This is a genomic window from Chromobacterium sp. IRSSSOUMB001, from assembly GCF_023507765.1.
GTDB lineage: Bacteria > Pseudomonadota > Gammaproteobacteria > Burkholderiales > Chromobacteriaceae > Chromobacterium > Chromobacterium haemolyticum.
In genome coordinates this window covers 1-24,171 of the sequence record NZ_JALCYU010000028.1, presented here as the reverse complement: position 1 = coordinate 24,171, position 24,171 = coordinate 1, and the positions used below count along the sequence as shown (strand labels likewise).

Genomic DNA, 24,171 nt, shown 5'->3' with positions numbered 1-24,171 from the left:
GGTCGGCGCCGTTGCCGCCGTTCAGCGAGTCGTTGCCGATCCCGCCGCGCAGCGTGTCGTTGCCGTCTTCGCCGTACAGGCTATCGTTGCCCGCACCGCCTTCCAGCAGGTCGTTGCCGGCCCCGCCGTACAGCGTGTCGTTGCCGGAGCCGCCGAACAGGCTGTCATTGCCTTCATTGCCGAACAGCTGGTCATCGCCGGCCAGGCCGAAGATCACGTCATTGCCCTTGGCTCCCTTCAGCGTATCCGCGCCGTCGGTGCCGTTCAGGGTGACGGCGGCCAGGCTGATCAATTCCAGCAGGCTCCAGCTTCCGCCGTTGGCGAACACGATGCTGCCGGACCATGAGCTCTGCACCGACATGCCGGCCTGGATGGTGATGCTGTCCACGCCGTTGCTATGCCGCAGCACCACATCGTCGCCAATGCGCACCACGGTGATGTCGGTCACCGAAATCCCCACGCCGAAGCGGATCTCCTCGTAGCTGCTCCAAGCGATGTTGACGCCTTTTTCGCCATAGCGAATGGTGTCCTGGCCGTCGCCCAGATTGAAGATATAGACATTGCGTCCCGCGCCGCCTTCCAGCACATCGTTGCCGGCGCCGCCCTTCAGCGTGTCGTTGCCGCCGCGGCCAATCAGGGTGTCGTTGCCGGCGCCGCCGTCCAGCAGGCTGCCGCCCGCGCCGCCAATCAACACATCATTGCCGGCGGTGCCGATGTAGATGCCGCTGGCCCACTGATTGATCTGCACTGAGGTCCAGCTGCTGCCGTCGGCGAACACCACGCTGCCCACCCAGTTGTTCTGGCTGGTGAACCAGCCCTGGATCAGCACCGAATCCACGCCGTTGGCGTGTTGCAGCAACACATCGTCGCCCACGCGCACCACGGTGATGTCGGTCACCGAGATGCCGGCGCCGAAACGGATTTCGCTCTGGTGGCTGACGCTGACGTTCAGCGAGTTGTTGATCACCACATCGCGGCCGTCGCCCAGATTGAAGACGTAGATGTCTTGGCTGCCGCCGCCCTTGAGGGTGTCGTTGCCCTTGCCGCCTTCCAGGATGGACACGCCGCCGCCGGCGCTGATCAGCACGTCGTTGCCGGCGCCGCCCTTCAGGGTGTCGTTGCCGCCGCCGCCGATCAACACGTCGTCGCCGTCGCCGCCGTCCAGCAGGTCATGGCCCTTGCCGCCCTTGAGGACGTCGTTGCCGCTGGTGCCGATGAAAATGCCCGCCGCAAACTGGCTGATCTGCACGGAGGTCCAACTGCTGCCGTCGGCGAACACCACGCTGCCCACCTGGGACAGCTGGCTGCTGAACCAGCCCTGAATGCGCACCGAGTCGCTGCCGTTGACGTGCTGCAGCACGATGTCGTCGCCAACCCGCACCACGGTGATGTCGGTCACCGCAATGCCGACGCCGAAACGGATTTCACTGCTCATGCCCACCGACACGTTCAGCGAGTTGTTGATGACGACATCGCCGCCGTCGCCCAGATTGAACACATAGATGTTCTGATCCGCGCCGCCGCGCAGGGTGTCGTTGCCCTTGCCGCCGTCCAGGATCACCGTGCCGCTGCCGGTGGCGATCAGCACGTCGTTGCCGTTGCCGCCGCGCAAGGTGTCGTTGCCGCCGCCGCCAATCAGCGTATCGTCGCCGTCGCCGCCTTCCAGCAGATCGCTGCCGCTGCCGCCGTGGAAGGCGTCGTTGCCGCTGCCGCCCACATAGACGCCTTTGACGAACTGATTGATCTGCACTGAGGTCCAGCTGCCGCCGTCGGCGAACACCACGCTGCCCACTTGCATGCTCTGGCCGCTGAACCAGCCCTGGATGCGCACCGAATCGCTGCCGTTGACATGCTGCAGCAACACGTCGTCGCCGATGCGCACCACAGTGATGTCGGTCACCGAGATGCCGACGCCGAAGCGGATCTCGCTGCTCACGCCCACCGACACGTTCAACGAGTTGTTGATGATCACATCGTTGCCGTCGCCCAGATTGAACACATAGATATTGTGCTCGCTGCCGCCTTGCAGGGTGTCGTTGCCCTTGCCGCCTTCCAGGATCACGGTGCCGCTGCCGCTGCCGATCAGCACGTCGTTGCCGGCGCCGCCCTTCAGGGTGTCGTTGCCGCCGCCGCCGATCAGCGTGTCGTCGCCGTCGCCGCCGTCCAGCAGATCGCCGCCCTTGCCGCCGGTCAGCACATCCTTGCCGCTGGTGCCGCCCGCGGCCACCACCATGGTCAACAGTTCGGCCGCGCTCCATTTGGAACCGTCGGCGAACACCACCACGCCGGCCCAGCCGGTCTTGTCGACCAGGCCGTTCTTGACGCGGATGCTGTCCTGGCCGTTGACGTGTTGCAACAGCAGGTCGTTGCCGGCGCGCAGCACGCGGATGTCCTTGGCGCTGATGCCGGCCTTGAAGCGGATTTCGTCGTTGGCGCTCAAGGCGGCGATCTTGCCTACCTGGGAGCCGTAGTTGATCAGGTCGCGGCCGTCGCCCACGCCGAAAACGAAGGTCTCGCGGCCCTTGTTGCCGATCAGCATGTCGTCGCCGGCGCCGCCTTCCATCGTGGTGTGGCCGCTGACGCCGCCTTGCAGCTGGTCGTCGCCGGCGCCGCCGCGCAAGGTATCCTCGCCGCCGTTGCCTATCAGGGTGTCGTTGCCGGCGCCGCCGTCCAACAGGTCGGACTGGCCGGAGCCCAGCAGCAGATCGTCGTCATCGCCGCCGGTCTGCACTTCCAACAGTTTCTGCGCCAGTTCCGCGCCCAGCCAGACGCTGCCGTCGGCGAACACGATCTGGCCATGCCAGCCATGCTCAAGGCTGAAGCCCGCCTGAATGGTGATGGAGTCGCTGCCGTTAGCGTGAATCAGCACGATGTCGTCGTCCTGGCGCACCACCCGGATGTCGTCTACCGAAATGCCGACGCCGAACACGATGCGGTCCTGCAAGGTCACGCTGACGTCCACGCCGTGCGCGGCGATCACGTCCGCGCCGTCACCCAGGCCAAACTGATAAATCTCCGCGCCGGCGCCGCCCACCAGGGTGTCGTTGCCCGCGCCGCCGATCAGCACGCTAACGCCCGCGCCGCCGCTGATCAGCACATCGTTGCCCAGGCCGCCGATTAGGGTGTCGTTGCCGCCGCCGCCGATCAGCGAATCATTGCCGGCACCGCCGTCCAGCAGATCGCTGCCTTCCCAACCGATCAAGGTGTCGTTGCCGCTGCCGCCCAACTGGGTCAGCTTGATGTCGGCCTGGGTCCAGACCACGCCTTCGGCGAACACGATGCGTTCGATCCGGCTGTACGCGCTGGCGAAATAGCCTTCCACCACCAGGCGGTCGCTGCCGTTAACGTGGATCAGCACCAGGTTGTCGCCCTGGCGGCTGACGCTGACGTCCTTGACCAGGATGTCGGCGCCGAAACGGATTTCGTCTTTCACCGACACGTCCAGGCCGCCGGCGTCGCGGATCACGTCCACGCCGTCGCCCAGATTGAACAGGTAGACATCGGCGCCGGCGCCGCCGATCAACACGTCGTTGCCGCGGCCGCCGTGCAGCACATTGTTGCCGCTGCCGCCGTCCAGCGTGTCGTCGCCGTCGCCGCCCAGCAGGGTGTCGTTGCCGTCTTCGCCAAACAGCTTGTCGTTGCCGGCGCCGCCGTCCAGCAGATCGTCGCCGCCGCGGCCGTTCAGCACGTCATTGCCGCCCAGGCCGATCAGATGATCCTTGCCCAACCAGCCATTGAGGATTTCCTTGCGCTCGCTGCCGGTCTGCACGATCACGCGCTGCGCCAGATCGTTAATGCCCCATTCGCCGCCGTCGGCGAACACGATACGCTCGATCCAGAAGCTCTTGTCGGCGAACCAGCCCTTGATGGTGACCGCATCGTCGCCGTTGCGGTGCGACAACAGCAAATCGTCGCCCACATGCTCCAGCTGGATGTCTTCCGGGCGGATGCCCGGGCCGAAGCGCAGCTCGTCGCGATAGGCCGGATCCGTGTCCGCCGCGTCGCGCTTGTCCTGGGCGTTGTCGGTAATGGTGTCGAAACCATCGCCCAGATTGAACAGATAGATGTCCTTGTCCGCGCCGCCGATCAGGGTGTCGTTGCCCTCGCCGCCGGCCAGCACATTATTGCCGCTGCCGGCATTGAGCAAATCGTCGCCGGCGCCGCCTTCCAGCGTGTCGTTGCCTGCATACCCGTTGAGCACGTCGTCGCCGGCGCCGCCCTGCAGCAGATCATTGCCGTCATAGCCGTTCAAGGTGTCGTTGCCGGCGCCGCCCTTGAGCACATCGTCCTGCGGGCCGCCTTCCAGCACGCCGCCCAGGTCGCTGCCCGTTACGCTTGTCGTCATAACTTGTTTCCTTATCAATATTTGTTTGTGTCATCACGCACTACGATTTACTGCTTGCTACTACTCTTGCCGGTTCCGCCGCCGAAGCCGCCTTCACTCCGCCGGCAAGCCCAACAACCGTCGATAGCCCGCCAAGCCCGCTTCCACGCTGTAGCGCGCCGCCGTCTCCCGCGCCGCAAGCCGCAAGCCGCCGCCGTCCGTCTCCAAGGCCGCCCCCACCTTCTCCGCCAATGCCGCCGCGTCGAAGAAGTCGGTCAGTTCGCCGTTCTCCCCGTCCCGGATCACTTCCCGCACCGGCGCGGTGTCCGACGCCACGATGCGGCAGCCGCTCGCCATCGCTTCCAGCAGGCTCCACGACAGCACGAAGGGATAGGTCAGGTAGACGTGAACGGCGGAGACTTGCAGCACCTGGCGGTAGACGTCGTACGGCACCTTGCCCAGGAAGTGCACCCGTTCCGGGTCCACCGGCTTGTCCCGAAGCAGTTTTTCGCGCCAGTGGGCGGCGTCGCGCGGCGCGCTGCCGTAGCTGACGCCGTCGCCGCCGACGATGACGATCTGGCTGTCCGGCCGTTGCCGCAGCAGCGCCGGCAAGGCGCGCATCAAGGTGTGGAAGCCGCGGTAGGGTTCGAGGTTGCGCGCCACGTAGCTGACGATGGGCTGGCCGGCGCGCAGAACTCGGCCATTGGGCAGGGTCAGCGTCGCCGTCGGGTCCGGCCCCAGTTGGCCGCAGCGGATGCCTTCGTGCTGGATGCGCACGCTCGGCCGGTAGGCCGCCGGGTGCAGGCTGTGTTGCCAGTGGGTGGGGGTGACGCTGTGGTCGGCGTGTTCCAGGTTGAGCAGGTGCAGCGCGTTGCGCGCCCGCAGCCGCGCCGCGCCGTCCAGGCTCAGCGGGAATTCCGGGTCGAAGTCGGCGTCGGCACCACGGCCGTGGTAGTAGTATTCGCTGTAGTGGATCAGCCGCGCCGCCGGGAACAGGTCTTTGAGGAACAGGGTTTCGCCCCAGCCGGGGTGGGCTAGGATGGCGTCCGGCCGGTAGCCGCGCTGTTGCAGCGGCTGCAAGGCGCGCAGCACTGCCTGGCCGTGCAGCACCGCGTCTTCGTAGCTGTGCAGATAGGGGTGGGTATGCCGGTGCGGGCCGCGGTGCGGCCGGTAGCGCAGCAGTTTGATGCCGGCCAGGCCGGGCGCGCTGTCGCGCCCCACCGCCAGCAGTTCGATGTCCGGCCGCTGTTTCAGGTGTTCGGCAATGTGGCGCAGTTGGCCGGGGAAGTTTTGGTGGATCAGCAGCAGTTTCATCTCAGCGCTCGCGCAGGCCTTCGCCAACATGCTGTTGCAGCGGACTCAGGAAATAGTCGATCACCCGCCGCCGGCCGGTCTTGATTTCCGCGCTCACCGCCATGCCCGCGCTGAGCCGCACTCGCGCGCCGTCTATGTTCAGGTGGTCTTGCTTGAGCCGGATCCGCGCCAGGAACACCAGGCCCTTCTTCTCGTCTTGCATCGCGTCGTGGCTGACGCTGTCCACCACGCCGTCCAGGTAGCCGTAGCGGGTGTAGGGGAAGCTTTCCACTTTGACGGTGGCCGCCTGCCCCGGCCGCACGAAGCCGATGTCCTTGTTTTCGATCTGCGCTTCGATTTCCAGGGTTTCGTCTTGCGGCACCACCGCCAGCAGCGGCTGGGCTTCGGTGACCACGCCGCCCACGGTGTGGATGGCCAGTTGTTGCACGCTGCCGGCCACCGGCGCGGTGAGCCGGGTCAGCGCCTCGCGCTGGCCGGTTTTCTTTTGGTCTTCGCCGTATTGGCGCATTTGTTCGCGCGCTTCGCGCAGTTTGTCCATCGCTTCGCTGCGGAAGTTGGCTTGCAGCGCGCTCAGTTCTTGTTGCTGGCCGGCGATGGCGGCGTTGAGTTCTTGCAGCCGGCTTTGCTGGCTGGCCAGGTCGCCGGCCTGTTCGATGCGCGCTTGCTGTTTGTCGAGGTAGGCGTGTTTGGAGATGAAGTTCTTGGCCAGCAGGTCTTGGTAGTCGTGTTCGCGCGCTTCGGCGATGCGGGCGGTGGCTTGCAGTTTGCTCACTTGCTGGCGGGTGGTGGCGTGTTCGGCCTGGCGTTGGCGCAGGGTGGCGCCCAGCGCTTCGAGCTTGGCCTGGTAGCCGCGCCATTGGCCCAGCGCCAGGCTTTCTTCGGCCAGCCGCTGGCTGTCGGCGACGCCGGGGGTGGCCGGCAGTTGCGGCAGCCGGCCGCTGTCCAGCGCGTTCAGCAGCGCCTGGTAGCGTGCGGCGGCCAGTGCGGCGGCGGCGTGGGCGTCGTCGGCTTTTTGTTTGTCGGCGCTGGCGCCGGTGGCGTCCAGTTCGATCAGCACTTGCCCGGCCTTGACTTGCTGGCCGTCGCGCACGTGGATGGCTTTGACCACGCTGGGTTCCAGCGGCTGCAGGATCTTGGTGCGGCCGCCACTGACGGTCTTGCCGCCGGCGACGGCGACGATGTCGAGCTGGCCCAGCGCGGACCACAGCAGCGCGATGAGGAATAGCGCGCCGATCAGGCGCATGCTCCACATCGGCAGCGGGGACGGCGGGCTGTCGGTCAGTTCCAGGTGGGCGGGCAGGAAGGCCAGTTCGTCTTCGCGCCGCGGCTGCGGGTCCAGTTGGTGGCGGATGGCCCAGTGCGCGGCAAAGGCTTGCCGGTAGCGCCGTGCGAAGTCGCGCAGCGCTTGCAGTTGGTGCTTCATGATGCGGGTTTATCCTTGTTGCAGGCTGTGCAGGCGGGCGTAGTAGCCGTCGGGCTGGCGAAGCAGGTCTTCGTGGCGGCCGCTTTCGACGATGCGGCCTTGGTCCATGGCGATGATGCGGCTGGCGCCGCGCACGGTGCTGAGGCGGTGGGCGATGATGAGCACGGTGCGGCCCTGGCAGATGGCGCGCATGTTTTGCATGATCGCGCGTTCGGATTCGTAGTCCAGCGCGCTGGTGGCTTCGTCCAGGATCAGGATGCGCGGGTTGCTGATCAGCGCGCGGGCGATGGCGATGCGCTGGCGCTGGCCGCCGGACAGGCTGGCGCCGTGTTCGCCCACAATCGTGTCGTAGCCTTCGGCCTGTTCCATGATGAAGTCGTGGGCGCCGGCCAGTTTGGCGGCGTGGATCACGTGGTCCAGCGCCAGCCCGGGTTCGGCCAGCGCGATGTTGTCGCGGATGCTTTGGTTGAACAGCAGGTTCTCTTGCAGCACCACGCCGATCTGCCGCCGCAGCCAGGCCGGGTCCGCCAGCGCCAGGTCATTGCCGTCCACCAGCACGCGCCCGGATTCGGGCACGTACAGCCTTTGCACCAGTTTGGTCAGCGTGCTTTTGCCGGAGCCGGAGCGCCCGACGATGCCGATGACTTCGCCGGCCCGGATGTCCAGGCTCAGGCCGCGCAGGATTTCCGGGCCGTCCGGACGGTAGCGGAACACCACTTGGTCAAATTGGATACGGCCCTGGATCGCCGGCAGCGCCGCGCGGCTGGCCGGTAGTTCGCTGCGGGTATTCAGGATGTCGCCCAGCCGTTCCACCGAGATGCCAATCTGCTGGAAGTCCTGCCACAGCTGCGCCAGCCGCACCACCGGCGCGGCCACTTGGCCGGCCAGCATATTGAAGGCGATCAGTTGGCCGACGGACAGCTCGCCGGCGATCACCAGCCGCGCGCCCAGCCACAGGGTGGCGACAGTGACCAGTTTCTGGATCAGTTGCACGCCGTTCTGGCCGATATTGGCCAGCCGGGTGACGCGGAAGCCGGCGGCCACGTAGGCGGCCAGTTGGTTGTCCCAGCGCCGGGTCATGTGCGGTTCCACCGCCATCGCCTTGATGGTGCCGATGCCGCCCACCGCTTCCACCAGGAAGGATTGGTTGTCGGCGCCGCGCGCGAACTTCTCGTCCAGCCGTCGCCGCAGCAGCGGGGTCAGCCCCGCCGACCATAGCGCGTAGCACGGCAGCGACACCAGCACGATCAGGGTCAGCCAGCCGCTGTAGTACCACATCACCGCCAGGAATACGAAGGAGAACAGCAGGTCCAGCACCGTGGTCAGCGCCTGACCGGTCAGGAAGTTGCGGATATTGTCCAGCTCGCGCACCCGCGCCACGGTGTCCCCCACCCGCCGCGCTTCGTAGTAGGCCAGCGGCAGCGCCAGCAGGTGGCGGAACAGCCGCGCGCCCAGTTCCACGTCGATGCGGCTGGTGGTATGGGCGAACACGTGGCTGCGCAGCGCCGACAACGCCACATTGAACAGCGACAGGATCAACAGCCCCACCGCGATCACGTCCAGGGTGTTGAAGGCGCGGTTGACCAGCACCTTGTCCATCACCACCTGGAAGAACAGCGGCGTCACCAGCGCGAACAGCTGCAACACCAGCGACACCGCCAGCACTTCCAGCAAGAGCTTGCGGTATTTGACGATGGCCGGCACGAACCAGGTGAAGTCAAACTTGGCCAAGGCCCCCGCCGCCGACGCGCGCGAAGCCATCAGCAGCAGCCGGCCGGCGTAGCGCGCCGTCAGCTCCGCCTGGCTCAGCACTTGCGGCCGGCCGTGCTTGAGGTCGTGGATCAGCACTTTGTCGCCGTCGCAGCGGGCGATGATGAAGTGTTCGCCGTCCGGCCGCAGCGCCAGCGCCGGCAAGGCGGTCAGACTCAAGCGATCTGGGCTTTGTTTGACGATGCGGGCCTTAAGGTCCAGGCCTTTGGCGGCCAGCAGCAGGTCGGTTTCGCTGAAGGGTTCGGCCTGGCGGCCGTATTGGTGGGTGAGTTGCGCCGGGTCGGCGGCTACGCCGTGGAACTGGGCCAGCAAGACCAGGCCGAGCAAGCCCAAATCGCTGATGTTTGCGGAGGAGGCAGAACCGTCCGTATCCGTTTGAGCAAGCATAATGACCGATTGCATTTAATGATTTGGGGCACGATATGCCACACCATTACCCAATACAAGTAACACATTCACATTTTATTATGTGATTATTTAGCGCAATCAATAAGTGTTTGTTTGAAATAAAGCTTTTATTGCACCTGCAATGTTCTAAGTAAAACTACGCATTGACCGTGCCGCGCGCCAAATTGGGCGCCATTTGCCCTCATGCCGAATGTCATGCGAGCAAGGATTCCCCAAGCCGTCTAGATTGGTACAATAAGCGGCCCGTGACGCCCGCCCGCGACGGTCGTCCGCCTGATCACAAGCCCAGCGCCTGATTACTATCGCAAACAGGCCCCCAGAACACCCAGCATAGGCAGCAGATGACCAGTCCGAACCAGGCCGCCAATCCGGCGCCGACAGCCGAAGAACCGGTGCTCCGCGCCCCGGAAAACGAAAACACCCTGGCCACGCTGGCCATTCCGCTGGGCGAGACCATTCTGACGCTGACCGCCAACGGCACGCCCATTTACGGCATCTTGCAACGCAGCCGGGCGATGACCGAGCAATCCGACTTCTTCCGCTTGCAGTTCCGCGGCTACGCCCGCGCCGATGGCCACCGCTGGCAGCTGTTCGAGGGCGAGGACAGCCATTTCCAGGCGGCCCACAACTGCGCCTGGGTGCGGGTGGACCGGCCCAGCCGCACCGTCACCTTCGGCCCCAAAAGCGGGGTGATGGCCAGCCCCGGCTTTGTCGGCACCGGTTTGGACGCTTTCCTGTTCGCCAGCGTTATCGCCTGGGCCAAGGGCATTTGCCCGGATCACGCCATCAGCCCCGGCATGATCGCCATGAGCCAGACCTCGTCGGAAGAAGAGCGGCTGCAACGCAACGCCTTTTACGCCAGCCAGGGCTTTGAATTTGAATGGCAGGACGCCAACCAGCGTTCCGCGCTCTACTTCAAGGACAAGGTCAACAAGCTGCTGGGGGTATGGAATAAGGAACTGATCACCGAGGTGGGCGGCGAGGCGATGCTGCAATCGCTGGCGCGGCAGGACGAAACCCGCGCCGAGCTGGAACAGCGGCTGGAAAAGCTGGAAAGCGTGCATGACAACCTGAAGCGGGCGCTGCAAAAAGAACGCACCACCGCCCAGATCCTGACCGGGGTGCTGATCCTGTTCGCGATCTGCGGACTGTGGGCAGTGATCTAGCGCCACCCTGCCTTGACCCTCCCCTCCCCGTCGGCGACAATCCGCGGGCGCCGTTCTCATTAACGGCGCCGGGATTGGCGTCCCGTCCGCTTAAACCAACGGGCCTACGCAGCATGCTGCGCGGGCTGTTTTACCATGGCTGTGCCACTTGGCAGGCGCATGGTGGGAGAGTGCCATGCACTCACTGGTTTGGTTTAAGCCCGGTACGCCAATCCTGCCACGCGCCGGCCCAATACCTCGCTTTTCAGGCAGGCGGTTTATCTTGTGTCACCGCAGGAGAAACAGCATGTCCCCTATCCTACCCCGTCGCCGCCGCTACAAGCTGGCCGCCATCGAACAGCAGGAAAGCCTGCTCCCCTTTGTCCGCTACATCCCGGAGCGCCACTATCCACATTACTGGCAGATGCCGGAAGCCGACGATGACTTCGACGCCATGTGCGCCTATGACCGCGAATGCGCGGCCCATTTGCTGCAATGGCTGAAGGACAACCGCACCTACGTGCGGCCTGCTGAGCCGGGTAGCGCGCGACATCGACTTTGATGACCGCGAGCAGCGCGGCTATTGGATAGGCTTTTTCAATTATCTGGAGCAAATACTGTTCCTGGGCGCACAGCAGGTAAAGGTTTACCGCCACGTGGACAGCCAGCATCAGATGCATGCCGGCAAGACCATGCGCCGGCAGTTGGAGGAGCGCTTCGGCCGCATCGGCCGCTAAAACAAGGGGCGGCGGCCATTGCTGACCACCGTCCTACGCGTCACAGAGCGGAGCCTTGCGGGGCTTCGCCTCGCCTCCCGGCGAAGCTCAGGTCTGCGGCGCGCCGCCCAACACCTTGTAAACATCCGCCAGGTTTTTCAATTGCTCCTGACGCAGCCGGATCAGCGCGGACTCGCTGCCGCGCCGCGCCTTGGCCGCGTCCAGCCAGGTTTGCACGTCAACTGCCCCGGCGCGGTAGCGGCTTTCCGCCAGTTGTTCACTGCGCCGGTTCAAGGCCAGCGCGTCGGCTTGCAAGCGAGCGGAGCCTTGCAGCCGCTGACGCGTGCTCAGCGCGTTGTCCACCTCCTGATAAGCGCCGTACAAGGTCTTGCGGAAACTGACGGTTTCCAGCTCGTAATCGGCCTGGCTGCTCTTCAGTTGCAGGCCTAGCTTGCGCCACTCCAGGAAGGGCAAGGACAGGGAAGCGCCCAGCGCCAGCAGCGGGTTTTGCACCAGGCTGCTCAGCGCGCCGCTGCTGGAACCCAGCGAACCAGTCAGCTTCAGCGCCGGGAAGAAGGCGGCGCGCTCCTGATCCACCTTGGCCAGCTTGCCGCGCAAGCGCGCCTCCGCCGCCATCAGGTCCGGTCGGCGTTCCAGCAGGCGGCTGGGCAGGCCGGCGTCTATCGCCGGCAAAGCCGGCTCCAGCGGCAGCGCGGCGATAGGCGGCAGCGCCGCGCCGGACGGGTGGTCCAGCAACAGCGCCAAAGCGTTTTCCTTTTGCCCGCGCTCGTCGGCCAGCCCCAATAAGTCCGCCTGTTGACTCAGCACCGCGCTGCGCGCCTGGGTGACGTCCTGTTCGCTCGTCGCGCCGGCGCGCCATTTGGCTTCCGCCAGCGCCTGGATGCGGCGCAGGTCCGCCAGATCCGCCTGCCCCAGCGTCTGCCGCGCCTTCAGCGCGGCGATGTCCCAGTACAGGCCGGCGGCGGCGCTGTCCGACAACAGGCGGGCGGCGGCTTCGTCATAGGCGCTGGCGCGGAACTCCTGATCCGCCGCGCGCAAGCGCGCGTCCACCCGCCCCCATAGGTCCAGCTCGTAACTGGTGTTCAAGCTGCCGCCGCTGCTGCGGCTCCAGGCCGAAGACTCTCCCAGCGTGCGCTTGGTCCCCGCATTGACGTCGCCGCTCAAGGAGGGCAAGGCGTCGCTGCGCTCCAAACCTGCCGCGAGCTGGGCCTTGCGCAGCTTGAGCAGGGCGATGCTCAGATCCGGGTTGCGGCTGCGCGCCTGCTCCAGCACCGCCAGCAAGCCGGCGTCGTCGAAGCCTTGCCACCAGCGCTCGCGGCTCATGTCCGCCTGGGCTTGGGACGGGGCGCCGCGCCATTGCGCCGGCGCTTCCAGCGCCTGGCGCTGATACGGCGTGCTCTGGCAGCCGGCCAGCAAGAGGGCCAGGCCCAAAACAGTGAGATTGGATTTCCAAAGCGTCAAACACTTACTCCCGCGCCAAGGCGTCAATCGGATTCAAACGCGCCGCGCTGCGCGCCGGCAGATAGCCGAACACCACGCCGATGGCGGTGGAACACGCCACCGCCAGGATGATGGCCTTCAGCGACAGGGCCATTTTCCACTTGCTGACCAAGAGCGCGAACACAAAGCTGATGCCGTAGGACAGGCCGATGCCTATGGCCCCGCCCACCAGGCAGACCAGCACCGCCTCGGTCAGGAATTGCTGCAACACGTCGGACTGACGCGCGCCCACCGCCATGCGGATGCCGATTTCGCGGGTACGCTCGGTCACCGACACCAGCATGATGTTCATCACGCCAATGCCGCCCACCACCAGTGAAATCACCGCGATCAAGGTCAGCAGCAGAGCGAGCGTGCGACTGGTGTTTTCCACCGTTTTCAGCACCTCGTCCATGTTGTAGGTAAAGAAGTCCTTGCTGCCGTGGCGCAGAGTCAGCAGATGGCTGAGCGCCTTCTCCGCCAGCGCGGTGGGCTGGCCTTCCTTGATGCGCACCACCATGTAGTCGAAATAGGCTTGCCCAAACAATCGGCTGCCGGCAGTGCTGTAGGGCATCCACATTTGCAGCGATTTGCCGCCGTAACCGTTTTCCTTGGTTTCCACCACGCCGATGACGGTGGCGGGCACGCTGCCCACCAGCACCACCTGGCCGATGGCTTCCGCGTCGGCGAACAGCTTACGGCGAGTGTTGTTGTCTATCACCACCACTTGGCGCTGCATGCGCACGTCGTCGCGGCTGAAGCCAAGGCCGGCGGCCATTTTCATGCCGCGCACACGGAAGAACGCGCTGTCCACGCCGGACACCGAGGCGTTGACGTCCACATTGCGGTAACGGATGCGCAGGCTGTTGGTGGTGACCGGCGACACGCTGTCAACATAGGGTTCCTCGCTCAGCGCGGCCAGATCGCCGGGCAGGAAGGTACGCACGCCGTCGGCCTTGTCGTCGCCCCAGTCCTTGCCGCGGTACACGGTGATGGTGTTGGTGCCGATGGAGCGGATGTCGTTCAGCACGTAATTGCGCGCGCCCTCGCCCACCGCGATGATGGATACCACCGAGGTGATGCCGATGATGATGCCCAGCATGGTGAGCACGGTGCGCAAGCGGTTGGCCAGCATGGCAAGCATGGCCATCTTGAAGGCTTCGCTCATGCGCTCGCGCCAGGCTGGCCCGGGCTTGGGCCGCCGCGGCTCGCGCTCGTCCGCCGCAGGGCGCGGCGCGTCGGCTGCGCTGTCGCGCAGGATCTCGCCGTCGCGGATTTCGATGATGCGCTCGGTCTGCGCGGCGATGGACGGATCGTGGGTGACGATGATGATGGTATGGCCGGCGGCGTGCAGCTCCTTGAGGATGTTCATCACTTCCTCGCCGCTATGGCTGTCCAGCGCGCCGGTGGGTTCGTCGGCCAGGATGATGTCGCCACCGTTCATCAACGCCCGCGCGATGGACACCCGCTGCTGCTGGCCGCCGGACAGCTGGCCCGGGCGGTAGTCTTCCTTGCCGGCCAGGCCCAGCCGCTCCAGCAACTGGCGCGCGCGCTCGCGCCGCGCTTCCTGGCTCATGCCGGCGTACACCGCCGGCATCGCCACATTGTCGATGGCGCTCAAATGCGGCAACAGGTGGTAGCGCTGGAAGATGAAGCCGAAGTGCTCGCGCCGCAGCGTGGCCAGCTGGTCCTTGTCCAGCGCGCCCACGTCGCGCCCGCCCACCTGGTAGCGACCGGCCGACGGCTGGTCCAGGCAGCCCAGGATGTTCATCAGCGTGGACTTGCCGGAACCGGAGGCGCCGATGATGGCCACCATCTCGCCGGCGCGGATATCCAGGCTGACCTCCTTGAGCACCGCCACCTCTTCATCCCCGGACGGAAACCGGCGCCACACTCCAGACAGCGTTAGGCTGGCTCCGCTCATGCGCTCACCATCACGCCGCCGCTGGGTTCTTCTTCCTTGCCGCCAGCTTCGCTGGTCACCACTTTCTCGCCGGCTTTCAAGCCGTCCAGGACCTGCACTCGGGTGGTGGTCTTCAGGCCGATGCGCACCTGCCGCTCATGCAGCTGGCCGTCCTTGCCCTGCACCTTGACGCTGTAACGACCATCCTTGCCGGCCGCGCCCAAAGCACTCAGCGGAATGCTCAAGGCCTGCTTGGATTCCGCCAGCACGATGCTGATCTGCGCGGTCATGTCCACGCGCAGCTTGCCGTCAACGTTCTTCACGTCGAACAAGGCCTTGTAGAAGTTGGCGTTGTTGATTTTTTCCGGCGTGGGGAGAATCGCGCGCAGCTTGCCGCGGATAGGCCGATCCGGTGCGCCCAGCACGGTGAAATACACCGGTAGCCCGGCCTTGACGCGGATCACGTCGGCCTCGGCCACCTGGGCATGCACCGTCATCGTGCTCAAGTCCGCCAGTTTCAGGATCACCGGCACCGTCTGGCTGGCGATCACGGTCTGGCCCTGCTGGGTAACGATTTCGATCACCTCGCCGTCCATAGGCGCGGTAATGCGTGTATAGCCCAGCGTGGTGCGATTCTTGTCGATCTGGAAGCGGTTCTGGCGAATCTGCGCCTGCAGGTCGTCCAGTTCCGCCATCTGGGTCTGGTAGGCGGTTTCCGCCGTCAGCAGGTCTTTTTGCGAGGTAGAGCCTTCGCCCATCATCTGCTTCTGGCGCGCCAGTTCACGCTCGGCCTGGCGCAGCGTGGCCTGCTTACTGCGCAGCTGGGCTACGCGAGACTCCAATTGAGCCTCGGAAGCCTTCAGGTCGTTGAGGCTGTTCTCTGGGTCGATCTCGGCCAACAGTTCGCCCTTGCTGACGTGGTCGCCCGCCGCCACGTTCAGCGTTTTCAGCTGCCCGCTGGCCTGGGCGCCCACATCCACCTGTCGCAGCGGTTTCAACACACCACTGGCCAGCACCACGTCTTCCAGGTCGGCGCGGGTGACTTCCGCGGTCAGCACCTGAGGCGCCGGCTTGGGCGCCAGCCACAGCCAAAGCCCCCAGCCGGCCAGCGCCAAAACCGCGGCCAGCGCGATGCCGTTGCGCCATGGCCTCCGGCCTAGGCCGATGCGGCCTCGACCTCGCAACGATCCAATCAAATACAGAGGCAACAACAACTTACGAATCCAACGCTTCCAAAGTGTCATGTGGTTAGGAGCCGAACCGGAAAGGAGGAAAACATTTTAGGACCGCGGACGATGGGCTTTGGTTGCACCCCGCGGCGATAATACGCAATTGGCATTGTTGCGTGTTCGCGCTTGCCTAAGCGCTACAAGGGCGGCGTCAGCCCGCGCGCCAAATAGCTTTCCCGCAGATGACCGCGCAAACACTCCGGGCACAGACAGTCGCCGTGACCGTAAGGCAGCGGCAGCACCTGCGGCAGATCCGCGCACCAGCAAGCGCCGTTGGCGCCGCCTTCTCCGCAGCGAAACGCCGCGCCGCAACGCTCGCAGCGTTTGTCCTTTACCTTGGGCCGCAAGGCGATCAGCCGCTGCCACACCGCGCGCTTTTGCTCGTCGTCAAAGCCGGACCAACCGGCGATTTCATCCAAGGTGCGCTGGCAACCCAGGCAATAGGCGCCGCCCTCGTCTAGGCGGCAAAGGCCGACACAGGGCGAGGCGGGAGCTGGATACCCCTTCGTCATCAAAAATCCATATTATGTCGCGAAATCAGTTCGCCATTTTAGCGCAAAGCCGCCGCCGGCACGCCGCCGGGGTTGACGCTAATCCGTTTATGCACCAAAAATGGGCCACCGCCTTATTCCTGAGGCGAATATCCAAATAGACAAAGCTAAATAGACAAAGAGAAATCAGGAGAAACTCATGAAAACGCATCTTAGCCTCATCGCCTGCGCCGCGCTGGCCCTGACCGCCTGCGGCAAATCCGAACAAAGCGCCGGCAGCGCGCCGGCCGAGGCCGGCTCCGTCGTGGTTAAAATCGGCTCCGCCAACCCGCTGACCGGGCCTTTCGCCCACTGGGGCCGCGACGCGGACAACGGCGTCAAGCTGGCGGTGGCGGAAGCCAATGCCGAAAAGCTGACTCTGGACGGCAAGCCGGTCACTTTCGAAGTGGTGTCCGAGGATGACCAGGCTGACCCTAAAACCGCCGCCCAGGTGGCGCAACGCCTGGTGGACGGCAAGGTGGCGGGCATCATCGGCCACCTCACCTCCGGCGCCGCCATTCCCGCTTCGCGCATTTACTCCCAGGCCGGCATTCCGATGATCGCCGCCTCGGTTACCAGCCCCAGCTTCACCCAGCAGGGCTTCAAGAACACCTTCCGCATCATCGCCAACGACCGCCAGCAGGGCGAAGCGCTGGCCAAGTACGCGATCGAGACGCTGAAAGCCGGCCGCATTGCCATCGTCGACGACCGCACCACTTACGGCCAGGGCTTGGCCGACGATTTCGCCAAGGCGGTGGAAGCGGCCGGCGGCAAGGTGGTCAAGCGCGAGTTCACCAGCAACAGCGCCACCGACTTCATGGCAATCCTCACCTCGATCAAAGGACAGAAGCCGGACCTTCTGTTCTACGGCGGTATGGACGCGCAGGCCGCGCCCATGGTCAAGCAGATGAACAAGCTGGGTCTGAAAGCCGCCTTCATGGGCGCGGACGGCATTAATACGCCGGAGTTTTCCAAGTTGGGCGGCGACAGCGCGGAAAGCAGCTACGCCTCCAGCGCCGGTGCGCAAAAAGACAAGATGCCGGGCTTCGCCGACTTCAACGGCAAGTACAAACAGCAATTCAACGCCGACATCCAGGCCTACGCGCCCTATACCTACGACGCCGCGCGGGTGATGATCGCCGCGATGAAGCGCGCCGGCTCAGCCGATCCAGCCAAGTACCTGGGCGAACTCCCCAAAACCGACTTCAAGGGCGTAACCGGCGAGATCCGTTTCGACGACAAGGGCGACATTCAGCACGGCACCGTGTCGCTGTATCAATTACGCAAAGGGCAGTGGGTTGGCCTGTAAGCCTTGCACGGCTTAAACCGCGCCCCGCTCCGCACCCCGGCCCTGGCCGGGGTTTTTCTTGATCTCTTGCGATTTTTCTGACAGCGCAAAAAAAACCTAGCGCCATATTAAATAAATAGCTATAACTATTTCTTCACAAACTAACATAAGGAGAGGATATGGGCCTGCTTATTTCCCTGATAGCCGGCGGTCTGATCGGCTGGCTCGCCGGCAAGGTCATGGGTGTCAGCGAAGGCGTCATCGCCAATATCGTCATCGGCATCATCGGTTCAGCGCTTGGCCATTGGCTGTTCGGCCGGTTACTGGGCATCGCCTCCGCTTCTGCGGCCGGCTCCTTCTCGCTGCCCGGTCTGGCCTTCGGTATTGCCGGCGCCGCCATCCTTATTTTTTTGCTGAAGAAGATCGGCCTCTTGCGTTGAACGGACAAAGAAAAAGGCGACGCTGAAAGCGTCGCCTTGTTGCTTAGTGCCTCACTGGCTTATTTGGCCGCGGAAGCGTCCTTGGAAGCAGCGCCCCCTCCCACGGTTTCCAGCACTTTCCACTCGCCATTCACCACCTTGTAGACGGTGATGCCGCCGTCTTTCAGGTCGCCCTTGGCATCGTAGGTCCAGCTGCTGGAGGTCACGCCGGAATGCGCGATCTTGGCCAGCACCGGCAGATAGACTTTGGGATCGGTGGAATTGGCGTCTTTCATTGCCTGGATCAAGGCGCGAGTGGCGTCGTAACCATACGGCGAGTAAGTGGCCACGTCCATCTTGAAACGCGCCTTGTAGCGGCTTTCGTAGTCCTTGCCCTTGGGCATCTGGTCCAGCGGCAGGCCCGCCAGCGAAGCGATGGTGCCGTCGGCTTCCTTGCCAGCCAGTTGCAGGAAGGTCGGAGTCTTGGTCATTTCGCCGGAGATCAGCGGCACGGTCAGGCCCAAGCGCTTCATCTGCTTGGCCATCGGCGCGGATTGCGCGTCGGCGCCGCCGTAGAACACCACGTCCGGCGCGGCGGCCTTGATCGAGGTCAGGATGGCGGCGAAGTCGGTGGCTTTGTCATTGGTGAATTCGCGCTTGACCACATTGCCGCCGGCGGCCTTGGCGGCTTTCTCGAACTCGTCGGCCAGACCCTGGCCGTAAGCGGTGCGGTCGTCGACGATCACCACTTTCTTGGCGCCCAGCTTTTCCACCACGAACTTACCCATCACCGAGCCTTGCTGAGTGTCGGAAGTCATCGAGCGGAAGGTATTCTTGAAGCCCTGCGCGGTAAAGGCCGGCGAAGTGGCCATCGCGATCATCGGAATGCCGGCGTCTGAGTAAATCTTGGAAGCCGGGATGGACGTGCCGGAGTTGAAGTGGCCGATGATGCCGTTCACTTTCTCGTCTACGAACTTCTGCGCCAGTTGGGTGGCGGTTTTGGGATCGGCCTGGTCGTCCTGGGCTTCCAGTTCAAAGCTCACCGGCTTGCCGCCGATGGTGGGCTTCTCGGCGTTGGCGTCTTCAATCGCCAAAGTCACGCCGTTTTTGTATTCTTCGCCGTAGTGCGCTTGCGGGCCAGTCAGCGGCGCCGCGAAGCCGATCTTGACCACGCCGCCGGCGGCGGCTTCGGCCCCGGCGGAGGCTCCGGCTCCCGCCGCGCCCTCTTCTTTCTTGCCACATGCGGACAAGGCGACAGCAGCGGCTACGGCCAGGGAAAGAGTTGTCAGTTTGTTTGCTTGCATCATGTTTCCTCTATTTCTCCAGAGATCCCCATCCATCAATCGTCAGGAATGGGAGTTTGCGGAACCTGTGTAATGTTGTTATGTACATCCCGCCCTATCCGCATAGGAAGGCGAGAGCGGCGGCTGGCGGCATTATTTCAAGGCCGCCAGCTTGTGGCAAGTGGCTTCTTGGACAAACCTCCTGCCGCCCCATGCGCGCCGACGCATGGAAAAATTCGTTTAACACGTGGTTTTGCAAGGCGGGGGGACCGTCGCCGCCGGGATCCGCCTTGCCTTTAGAGCCGCTAACAAAAGCTCGCAGAGAACCTGGGCCAAGGCGCACCGGCGCAGGCAGTACAAGTGGTACGACAAGGCGGCGCGACGCAGGATCAGGGGTTTGGTTAGCGGGTCTTAGTCTCCGATGCTCATCAGGCTGGCGTTGCCGCCCGCCGCGGTAGTATTCACGCTAACCGCGCGCTCGACCACCAGACGGTGCAGATTGTAATGGCCTCGCGCATCGGCGCGCAGCAGCGGCACCAAAGCCCCGTCGCGCTCCGCCAACACACGCTGAGCGGCTTCGGCCTCGGCTTCGGAACCGGAGAACAGCACCGCGCCGACATCAGCCGCCAGCAACACATCGGCGTCCAGCTCCACCAGAGCGCCCAGCTTGGCGGCCAGCCCTCGGCCGGCCTCATTGGTCGGCAGCACCGCGCGGTTGCCGGTGGCGAAGGCCGCCGCCAGTTGTTCCGCCAGCGCCTGTACGGTGGCGGCTTGGCAACCCACCTTCCCGCGAGGCGCGAATTGCAGCGCGTTCCGCTCGCCGGTGGGGCCCGGCAGATTTACCAGGCAGGTCAGCGCACTGTCCTTCCGCGCCGCAGCGATGGCGGACTCCAAGGCTAAGCCCAGGCTGCCGGCAGCAGCTGCTAGCGCGTCCAGCGCCGGCAAGGACAGCGGCAGGGTTGCCGCCGCCAGTTTCGGCTCCCAAGCCGCGCGGCTCAATCGATACAAATAGAACGGGCCGCCGGCCTTGGGGCCGGTGCCGGACTTGCCTTCGCCGCCAAAGGGCTGAACCCCCACCACCGCGCCGACGATGTTGCGGTTGACGTAGACGTTGCCGACCTTGATCTTGCTGACGATGTTGTCGATGGTCTCGTCGATGCGACTATGGATGCCGTGCGTCAGGCCGTAACCGGTGGCATTGATCTCTGCCACCACTTTGTCCAGCTCATTGGCCTCGAAGCGCAACACATGCAATACCGGGCCGAACACTTCCCGCTTCAGTTGCTTGAGATCGGCGATTTCAAACAGGGTGGGCGCCACGAAAGTGCCGTTGGCACAGCTGTCGTCCAGCTTGATCTGGTGAGTGGCGCGGGCGCGGGCCTTCATTTTTTCGATATGAGCCAATAGGCCAGCCTGAGCCTCGGCGTCGATCACCGGGCCGACATCGACATCCAGCTTGGCCGGGTTGCCCACTTTCAACTCATCCATCGCGCCCTTGATCATGGCGATGACTTTGTCGGCGATGTCGTTCTGCAGATAGAGCACGCGCAACGCCGAGCAGCGCTGGCCGGCAGAGTCGAAAGCGGAGCTAAGCACATCGGTGACCACCTGCTCCGGCAACGCCGAGCTATCCACGATCATCGCGTTCTGGCCACCTGTTTCGGCTACCAGAACCGGATCGCCGCCGCGCTTGGCCAGCGTGCGGTTGATGATCTGCGCCACTTCGGTGGAACCGGTAAAGATCACCCCCTGGACGCGCGGATCAGCGGTCAGCGCCGCGCCCACCACTTCACCGCGGCCCGGCAACAATTGCAGCGCCGCGCGCGGCACGCCGGCTTCGTGCAACAAGCGCACAGCATGCGCGGCGATCAGGCTGGTCTGCTCCGCCGGCTTGGCCAGCACTGCGTTGCCGGCCGCCAGCGAGGCCACCACCTCGCCGATGAAGATGGCCAGCGGGAAGTTCCACGGGCTGATGCACACCACCGGGCCCAGCGGACGGTGGCTGGCGTTGTCGAATTCGTCTTCGATCTGCGCCGCGTAGTAACGGCAGAAGTCCACAGCCTCGCGCACCTCGGCAATCGCGTTGGCCAGCGTCTTGCCTGCCTCACGAACCGCCAGGCCCATCAAAGCCGGCATCTGGTCTTCCATCAGGTCGGCCATCCGTTTCAGGCAGGCGGCGCGCTCGGCCACCGGCGTGGCGGCCCAATCGGTAGCACCCTGCTGTGCCAGGTTCAGCGCGCGCTCCACGTCCGCCGCGCTTGCCTCGATCACGCGGCCAACCAGATCGTCGTGGTCGGCCGGATTGCGCACCGGCTGCACTTCGCCGTCGGTGACGTCGCCGTCGCCCAGCATCGGGAAGGCGCCCCACTGCTGCTTCTCGGACGCTTGCAGGCCCAGTTGCAAGGTGGCCAGCACGTGCTCGCTGGACAAATCCAGGCCCTTGGAGTTTTTGCGTTGCAGCCCATACAACTCCAACGGCGCCGGAATTTTCTTGTGCGGCTGGCCGCCGTGACGCGCGGCCTCGGCCACAGGGTCCGCCACCAGTTCGTCTATGGATACCGCCTCGTCCACGATGCGGTTGACGAAGGAACTGTTGGCGCCGTTTTCCAGCAGACGGCGCACCAGGTAGGCCAGCAGGGTTTCATGCGAACCCACCGGCGCGTAGATGCGGCAGGCCTTGCCCAGCTTGTCCTTGCCCACCACTTGGTCGTACAGGGTTTCACCCATGCCGTGCAAGCACTGGAATTCGTAATCCTTGCCGGATGCCAGGTTAAACACCGCGGCCAGGCTATAAGCGTTGTGCGTGGCGAACTGCGGATAGATCGCATCCTGCGCAGACAACAGCTTCTTGGCGCATGCGAGGTAGGCCACGTCGGTGTAGACCTTGCGGGTATAGACCGGGTAGCCCGGCAAGCCGTCCACCTGAGCGCGTTTGATCTCCGCGTCCCAGTAAGCGCCTTTAACCAGACGCACCATGAAACGGTGATTGGTGCGACGCGCCAGATCGATCAGGAAATCGATCACATAGGGACAGCGCTTCTGATAGGCCTGCACTACAATGCCGATGCCCTCAAAGCCGTCCAGATCCGGATCGTTGGCCAACGCCTCCACCAGATCCATGGAGATTTCCAGACGGTCGGCTTCTTCTGCATCGATGTTCAAACCGATATCGTACTGCTTGGCCAACAGGAACAAGCCCTTCAGACGCGGCAGCAACTCGGCCATCATCCGTTCGTGCTTGATGCGGCTGTAGCGCGGGTGGATAGCGGACAGCTTCACCGAAATGCCGGGGCCGTCGTAAATCCCGCGGCCGGCTGAGGCCTTGCCGATGGCGTGAATGGCGGTCACATAGTCTTGCAGATAGCGCTGCGCGTCGGCCTCGGTCATCGCCGCCTCGCCCAGCATGTCGTAACTGAAGCGATAGCCGCGCGCCTCTCGCTCGCTGCCGTTGGCCAGCGCCTCCTCTATGGTTTCGCCAGTCACGAACTGCTTGCCCAGCATACGCATCGCCATATCCACGCCTTTGCGGATCAGCGGCTCGCCGCCTTTGGCGATCAAGCGGGTCATCGCCGCCGACAAACCATTCGCGCTGTGCGAAGCCACCAGCTTGCCGGTCACCAGCAAACCCCAAGCCGCCGCATTGACGAACAAGGAGGCGCTATTGCCCAAGTGGGCTTTCCAATCGCCACGCGAAATCTTGTCGCGGATCAGCTTGTCCGCTGTCTCGCGATCAGGGATGCGCAGTAGCGCTTCAGCCAGACACATCAGGGCAATGCCTTCGGCGCTATCCAAAGAAAACTCATGCATCAAGGCATCCACTCCGCTGGACTTGGTGCGCTCGCGGCGCACCTCCGCCACTAGACGTCGCGCCAGATCCTGAACCGCCTTGACTTCGCCGTCGCTCATCGCCGCCTGCGGCAACAGCGCCTGCACGCACTCGCGCTCGTCGCGGCGATAGGCAGAAGTAATGGCATCCCGCAGCGCCGACTGGCTATGGGCAAATGCGTCGAATTGCATGAATCATCTCCGTGTAGTTTGCAGCACCGGGCTATCTCTTTTCATTAGTGCCCGGAAAATTTGTCTATTGTATACAAATACAAATAGATTGCTGGACAATATGAAGGAAACTTTTCAGCCCACAATCTCATCACAAACAAATTCAACTCGAACAAGTAGTTAGCCCCCTAGACCTCGCCATTGCTACCATCGCACTGTTGCATGCCAACAACTTAGAATCGGCGCCAAGCGCCCATATCGCACATGCCAAGGCCGTAGCAACGTGCCACAATGCCGCCCTAACCCTCTTCATCATAGGCAAACCATCATGCAAACCGTATTGATCACTTTGAACGCCAGCCCCTATGGCGACGAACGCGCACTCTCCGCACTGCGTCTGACGCTTACGCTGGCGCAGCAAGCCGAGCGCTGCCGGGTGCGGTTATTCCTGCTGTCCGACGCCGTAGTCACCGCATTGAAAAATCAGAAAACCGCCCAAGCGCCCACCCTGGGAGAAATGTTGACCGAAGCAATGGAACTGGGCGCGGAGGCACGCGTCTGCCGCACTTGCGCCGACGCGCGGGGGATTCATGAGGATTTGCTGCTGGCGGGCGTCAAGATCGGCACCATGCCGGAGTTGGCGGAGTGGACACTCTCCGCGGATAAGACACTCAGCTTCTAAACCCCTGCCGCAATGCAAATGCAAAAAGCCCAGACCGATTGGTCTGGGCTTTTACATGGGGCGCCTGGCAATGTCCTACTTTCACATGGCGAATGCCACACTATCATCGGCGCTAAGGCGTTTCACGGTCCTGTTCGGGATGGGAAGGCGTGGGACCGCCCCGCTAGTGTCGCCAGGCATAAACTGTATTGCTTCCCTTGGGAAGCGAAACACCAAGTATTGGACTTGGTGTTATCGTATA

General features: G+C 64.1%; 15 protein-coding genes and 1 rRNA gene. 5 read left to right on the top strand and 11 right to left on the bottom strand.

Annotation, left to right across the window (positions count from 1 at the left end; translation table 11 throughout):
- From MOV80_RS23525 to MOV80_RS22620, 4 genes are all read right to left on the bottom strand, one after another.
- On the bottom strand, positions 1-4,345 hold a 4,345-nt coding region (locus MOV80_RS23525; RefSeq protein WP_275975394.1), incomplete at its 3' end, for a calcium-binding protein.
- A 93-nt stretch (positions 4,346-4,438) separates the two neighbouring features.
- Entirely contained in the window at positions 4,439-5,638 is a 1,200-nt protein-coding gene (locus tag MOV80_RS22630; RefSeq protein ID WP_249605521.1) for a glycosyltransferase family 4 protein, read from the bottom strand.
- 1 nt (position 5,639) lies between these two features.
- On the bottom strand, positions 5,640-7,061 hold the full coding sequence (locus MOV80_RS22625) for an HlyD family type I secretion periplasmic adaptor subunit (RefSeq protein ID WP_249605520.1): 1,422 nt from the start codon (positions 7,059-7,061) through the stop codon (positions 5,640-5,642).
- Between the two features lie 9 nt (positions 7,062-7,070).
- On the bottom strand, positions 7,071-9,218 hold the full coding sequence (locus MOV80_RS22620; protein ID WP_118267963.1) for a type I secretion system permease/ATPase: 2,148 nt from the start codon (positions 9,216-9,218) through the stop codon (positions 7,071-7,073).
- Positions 9,219-9,580: 362 nt separating this feature from the next.
- On the opposite strand from MOV80_RS22620, the gene MOV80_RS22615 reads away from it, so the two are divergent.
- Positions 9,581-10,405 carry a hypothetical protein gene (locus MOV80_RS22615; RefSeq protein WP_081544457.1) on the top strand — a complete coding sequence of 275 codons (825 nt, stop codon included), beginning with the start codon at positions 9,581-9,583 and terminating at the stop codon, positions 10,403-10,405.
- 286 nt (positions 10,406-10,691) lie between these two features.
- Entirely contained in the window at positions 10,692-10,946 is a 255-nt protein-coding gene (locus tag MOV80_RS22610; protein WP_249605519.1) for a hypothetical protein, read from the top strand.
- A gap of 262 nt (positions 10,947-11,208) precedes the next feature.
- Here MOV80_RS22610 and MOV80_RS22605 read toward each other — a convergent pair whose 3' ends face one another.
- The 4 genes from MOV80_RS22605 to MOV80_RS22590 form a co-directional block, all read right to left on the bottom strand.
- Complete coding sequence (locus tag MOV80_RS22605; protein WP_249605518.1) at positions 11,209-12,582, bottom strand: efflux transporter outer membrane subunit; 1,374 nt, start codon at positions 12,580-12,582, stop codon at positions 11,209-11,211.
- Positions 12,583-12,586: 4 nt separating this feature from the next.
- Complete coding sequence (gene macB / locus MOV80_RS22600) at positions 12,587-14,524, bottom strand: macrolide ABC transporter ATP-binding protein/permease MacB (RefSeq protein ID WP_249605517.1); 1,938 nt, start codon at positions 14,522-14,524, stop codon at positions 12,587-12,589.
- Positions 14,521-15,717 (bottom strand): macrolide transporter subunit MacA, encoded by a 1,197-nt coding sequence (gene macA, locus MOV80_RS22595; RefSeq protein ID WP_019101225.1) that lies wholly within the window; start codon positions 15,715-15,717, stop codon positions 14,521-14,523. The genes macB and macA overlap by 4 nt, the downstream gene beginning before the upstream one ends.
- A 152-nt stretch (positions 15,718-15,869) precedes the next feature.
- Positions 15,870-16,244, bottom strand: coding sequence for a cysteine-rich CWC family protein (locus MOV80_RS22590; RefSeq protein ID WP_039754639.1), 375 nt, complete (start codon positions 16,242-16,244; stop codon positions 15,870-15,872).
- Positions 16,245-16,422: 178 nt separating this feature from the next.
- On the opposite strand from MOV80_RS22590, the gene MOV80_RS22585 reads away from it, so the two are divergent.
- Positions 16,423-17,571 carry a branched-chain amino acid ABC transporter substrate-binding protein gene (locus MOV80_RS22585; protein WP_019101227.1) on the top strand — a complete coding sequence of 383 codons (1,149 nt, stop codon included), beginning with the start codon at positions 16,423-16,425 and terminating at the stop codon, positions 17,569-17,571.
- Positions 17,572-17,729: 158 nt separating this feature from the next.
- Positions 17,730-17,990 (top strand): GlsB/YeaQ/YmgE family stress response membrane protein, encoded by a 261-nt coding sequence (locus MOV80_RS22580; protein ID WP_019101228.1) that lies wholly within the window; start codon positions 17,730-17,732, stop codon positions 17,988-17,990.
- 59 nt (positions 17,991-18,049) lie between these two features.
- On the opposite strand, the gene MOV80_RS22575 is transcribed toward MOV80_RS22580, so the two are convergent.
- Together MOV80_RS22575 and putA are read right to left on the bottom strand one after the other, a co-directional pair.
- Positions 18,050-19,273: a branched-chain amino acid ABC transporter substrate-binding protein gene (locus MOV80_RS22575; protein ID WP_043592895.1), complete on the bottom strand. Its 1,224-nt coding sequence runs from the start codon at positions 19,271-19,273 to the stop codon at positions 18,050-18,052.
- 390 nt (positions 19,274-19,663) lie between these two features.
- Positions 19,664-23,269 carry a trifunctional transcriptional regulator/proline dehydrogenase/L-glutamate gamma-semialdehyde dehydrogenase gene (putA, locus tag MOV80_RS22570; protein WP_118267967.1) on the bottom strand — a complete coding sequence of 1,202 codons (3,606 nt, stop codon included), beginning with the start codon at positions 23,267-23,269 and terminating at the stop codon, positions 19,664-19,666.
- Between the two features lie 307 nt (positions 23,270-23,576).
- Between putA and MOV80_RS22565 the strand changes: the two genes are divergently transcribed.
- The gene (locus MOV80_RS22565; RefSeq protein ID WP_043592893.1) at positions 23,577-23,930 is read left to right on the top strand and encodes a DsrE family protein; all 354 of its coding nucleotides are present in this window, start codon (positions 23,577-23,579) and stop codon (positions 23,928-23,930) included.
- Between the two features lie 62 nt (positions 23,931-23,992).
- Here MOV80_RS22565 and rrf read toward each other — a convergent pair.
- Positions 23,993-24,107: ribosomal RNA gene (rrf, locus tag MOV80_RS22560) — 5S ribosomal RNA — on the bottom strand.
- Between the last annotated feature and the right edge of the window lie 64 nt (positions 24,108-24,171).

Coding starts and splice junctions, on each gene's coding strand:
- MOV80_RS22630 (WP_249605521.1), bottom strand. CDS start 5,638: ATGAAACTGCTGCTGATCCACCAAAACTTCCCCGGCCAACTGCGCCAC.
- MOV80_RS22625 (WP_249605520.1), bottom strand. CDS start 7,061: ATGAAGCACCAACTGCAAGCGCTGCGCGACTTCGCACGGCGCTACCGG.
- MOV80_RS22620 (WP_118267963.1), bottom strand. CDS start 9,218: ATGCTTGCTCAAACGGATACGGACGGTTCTGCCTCCTCCGCAAACATC.
- MOV80_RS22615 (WP_081544457.1), top strand. CDS start 9,581: ATGACCAGTCCGAACCAGGCCGCCAATCCGGCGCCGACAGCCGAAGAA.
- MOV80_RS22610 (WP_249605519.1), top strand. CDS start 10,692: ATGTCCCCTATCCTACCCCGTCGCCGCCGCTACAAGCTGGCCGCCATC.
- macB (WP_249605517.1), bottom strand. CDS start 14,524: ATGAGCGGAGCCAGCCTAACGCTGTCTGGAGTGTGGCGCCGGTTTCCG.
- MOV80_RS22590 (WP_039754639.1), bottom strand. CDS start 16,244: ATGACGAAGGGGTATCCAGCTCCCGCCTCGCCCTGTGTCGGCCTTTGC.
- MOV80_RS22585 (WP_019101227.1), top strand. CDS start 16,423: ATGAAAACGCATCTTAGCCTCATCGCCTGCGCCGCGCTGGCCCTGACC.
- MOV80_RS22580 (WP_019101228.1), top strand. CDS start 17,730: ATGGGCCTGCTTATTTCCCTGATAGCCGGCGGTCTGATCGGCTGGCTC.
- MOV80_RS22575 (WP_043592895.1), bottom strand. CDS start 19,273: ATGCAAGCAAACAAACTGACAACTCTTTCCCTGGCCGTAGCCGCTGCT.
- putA (WP_118267967.1), bottom strand. CDS start 23,269: ATGCAATTCGACGCATTTGCCCATAGCCAGTCGGCGCTGCGGGATGCC.
- MOV80_RS22565 (WP_043592893.1), top strand. CDS start 23,577: ATGCAAACCGTATTGATCACTTTGAACGCCAGCCCCTATGGCGACGAA.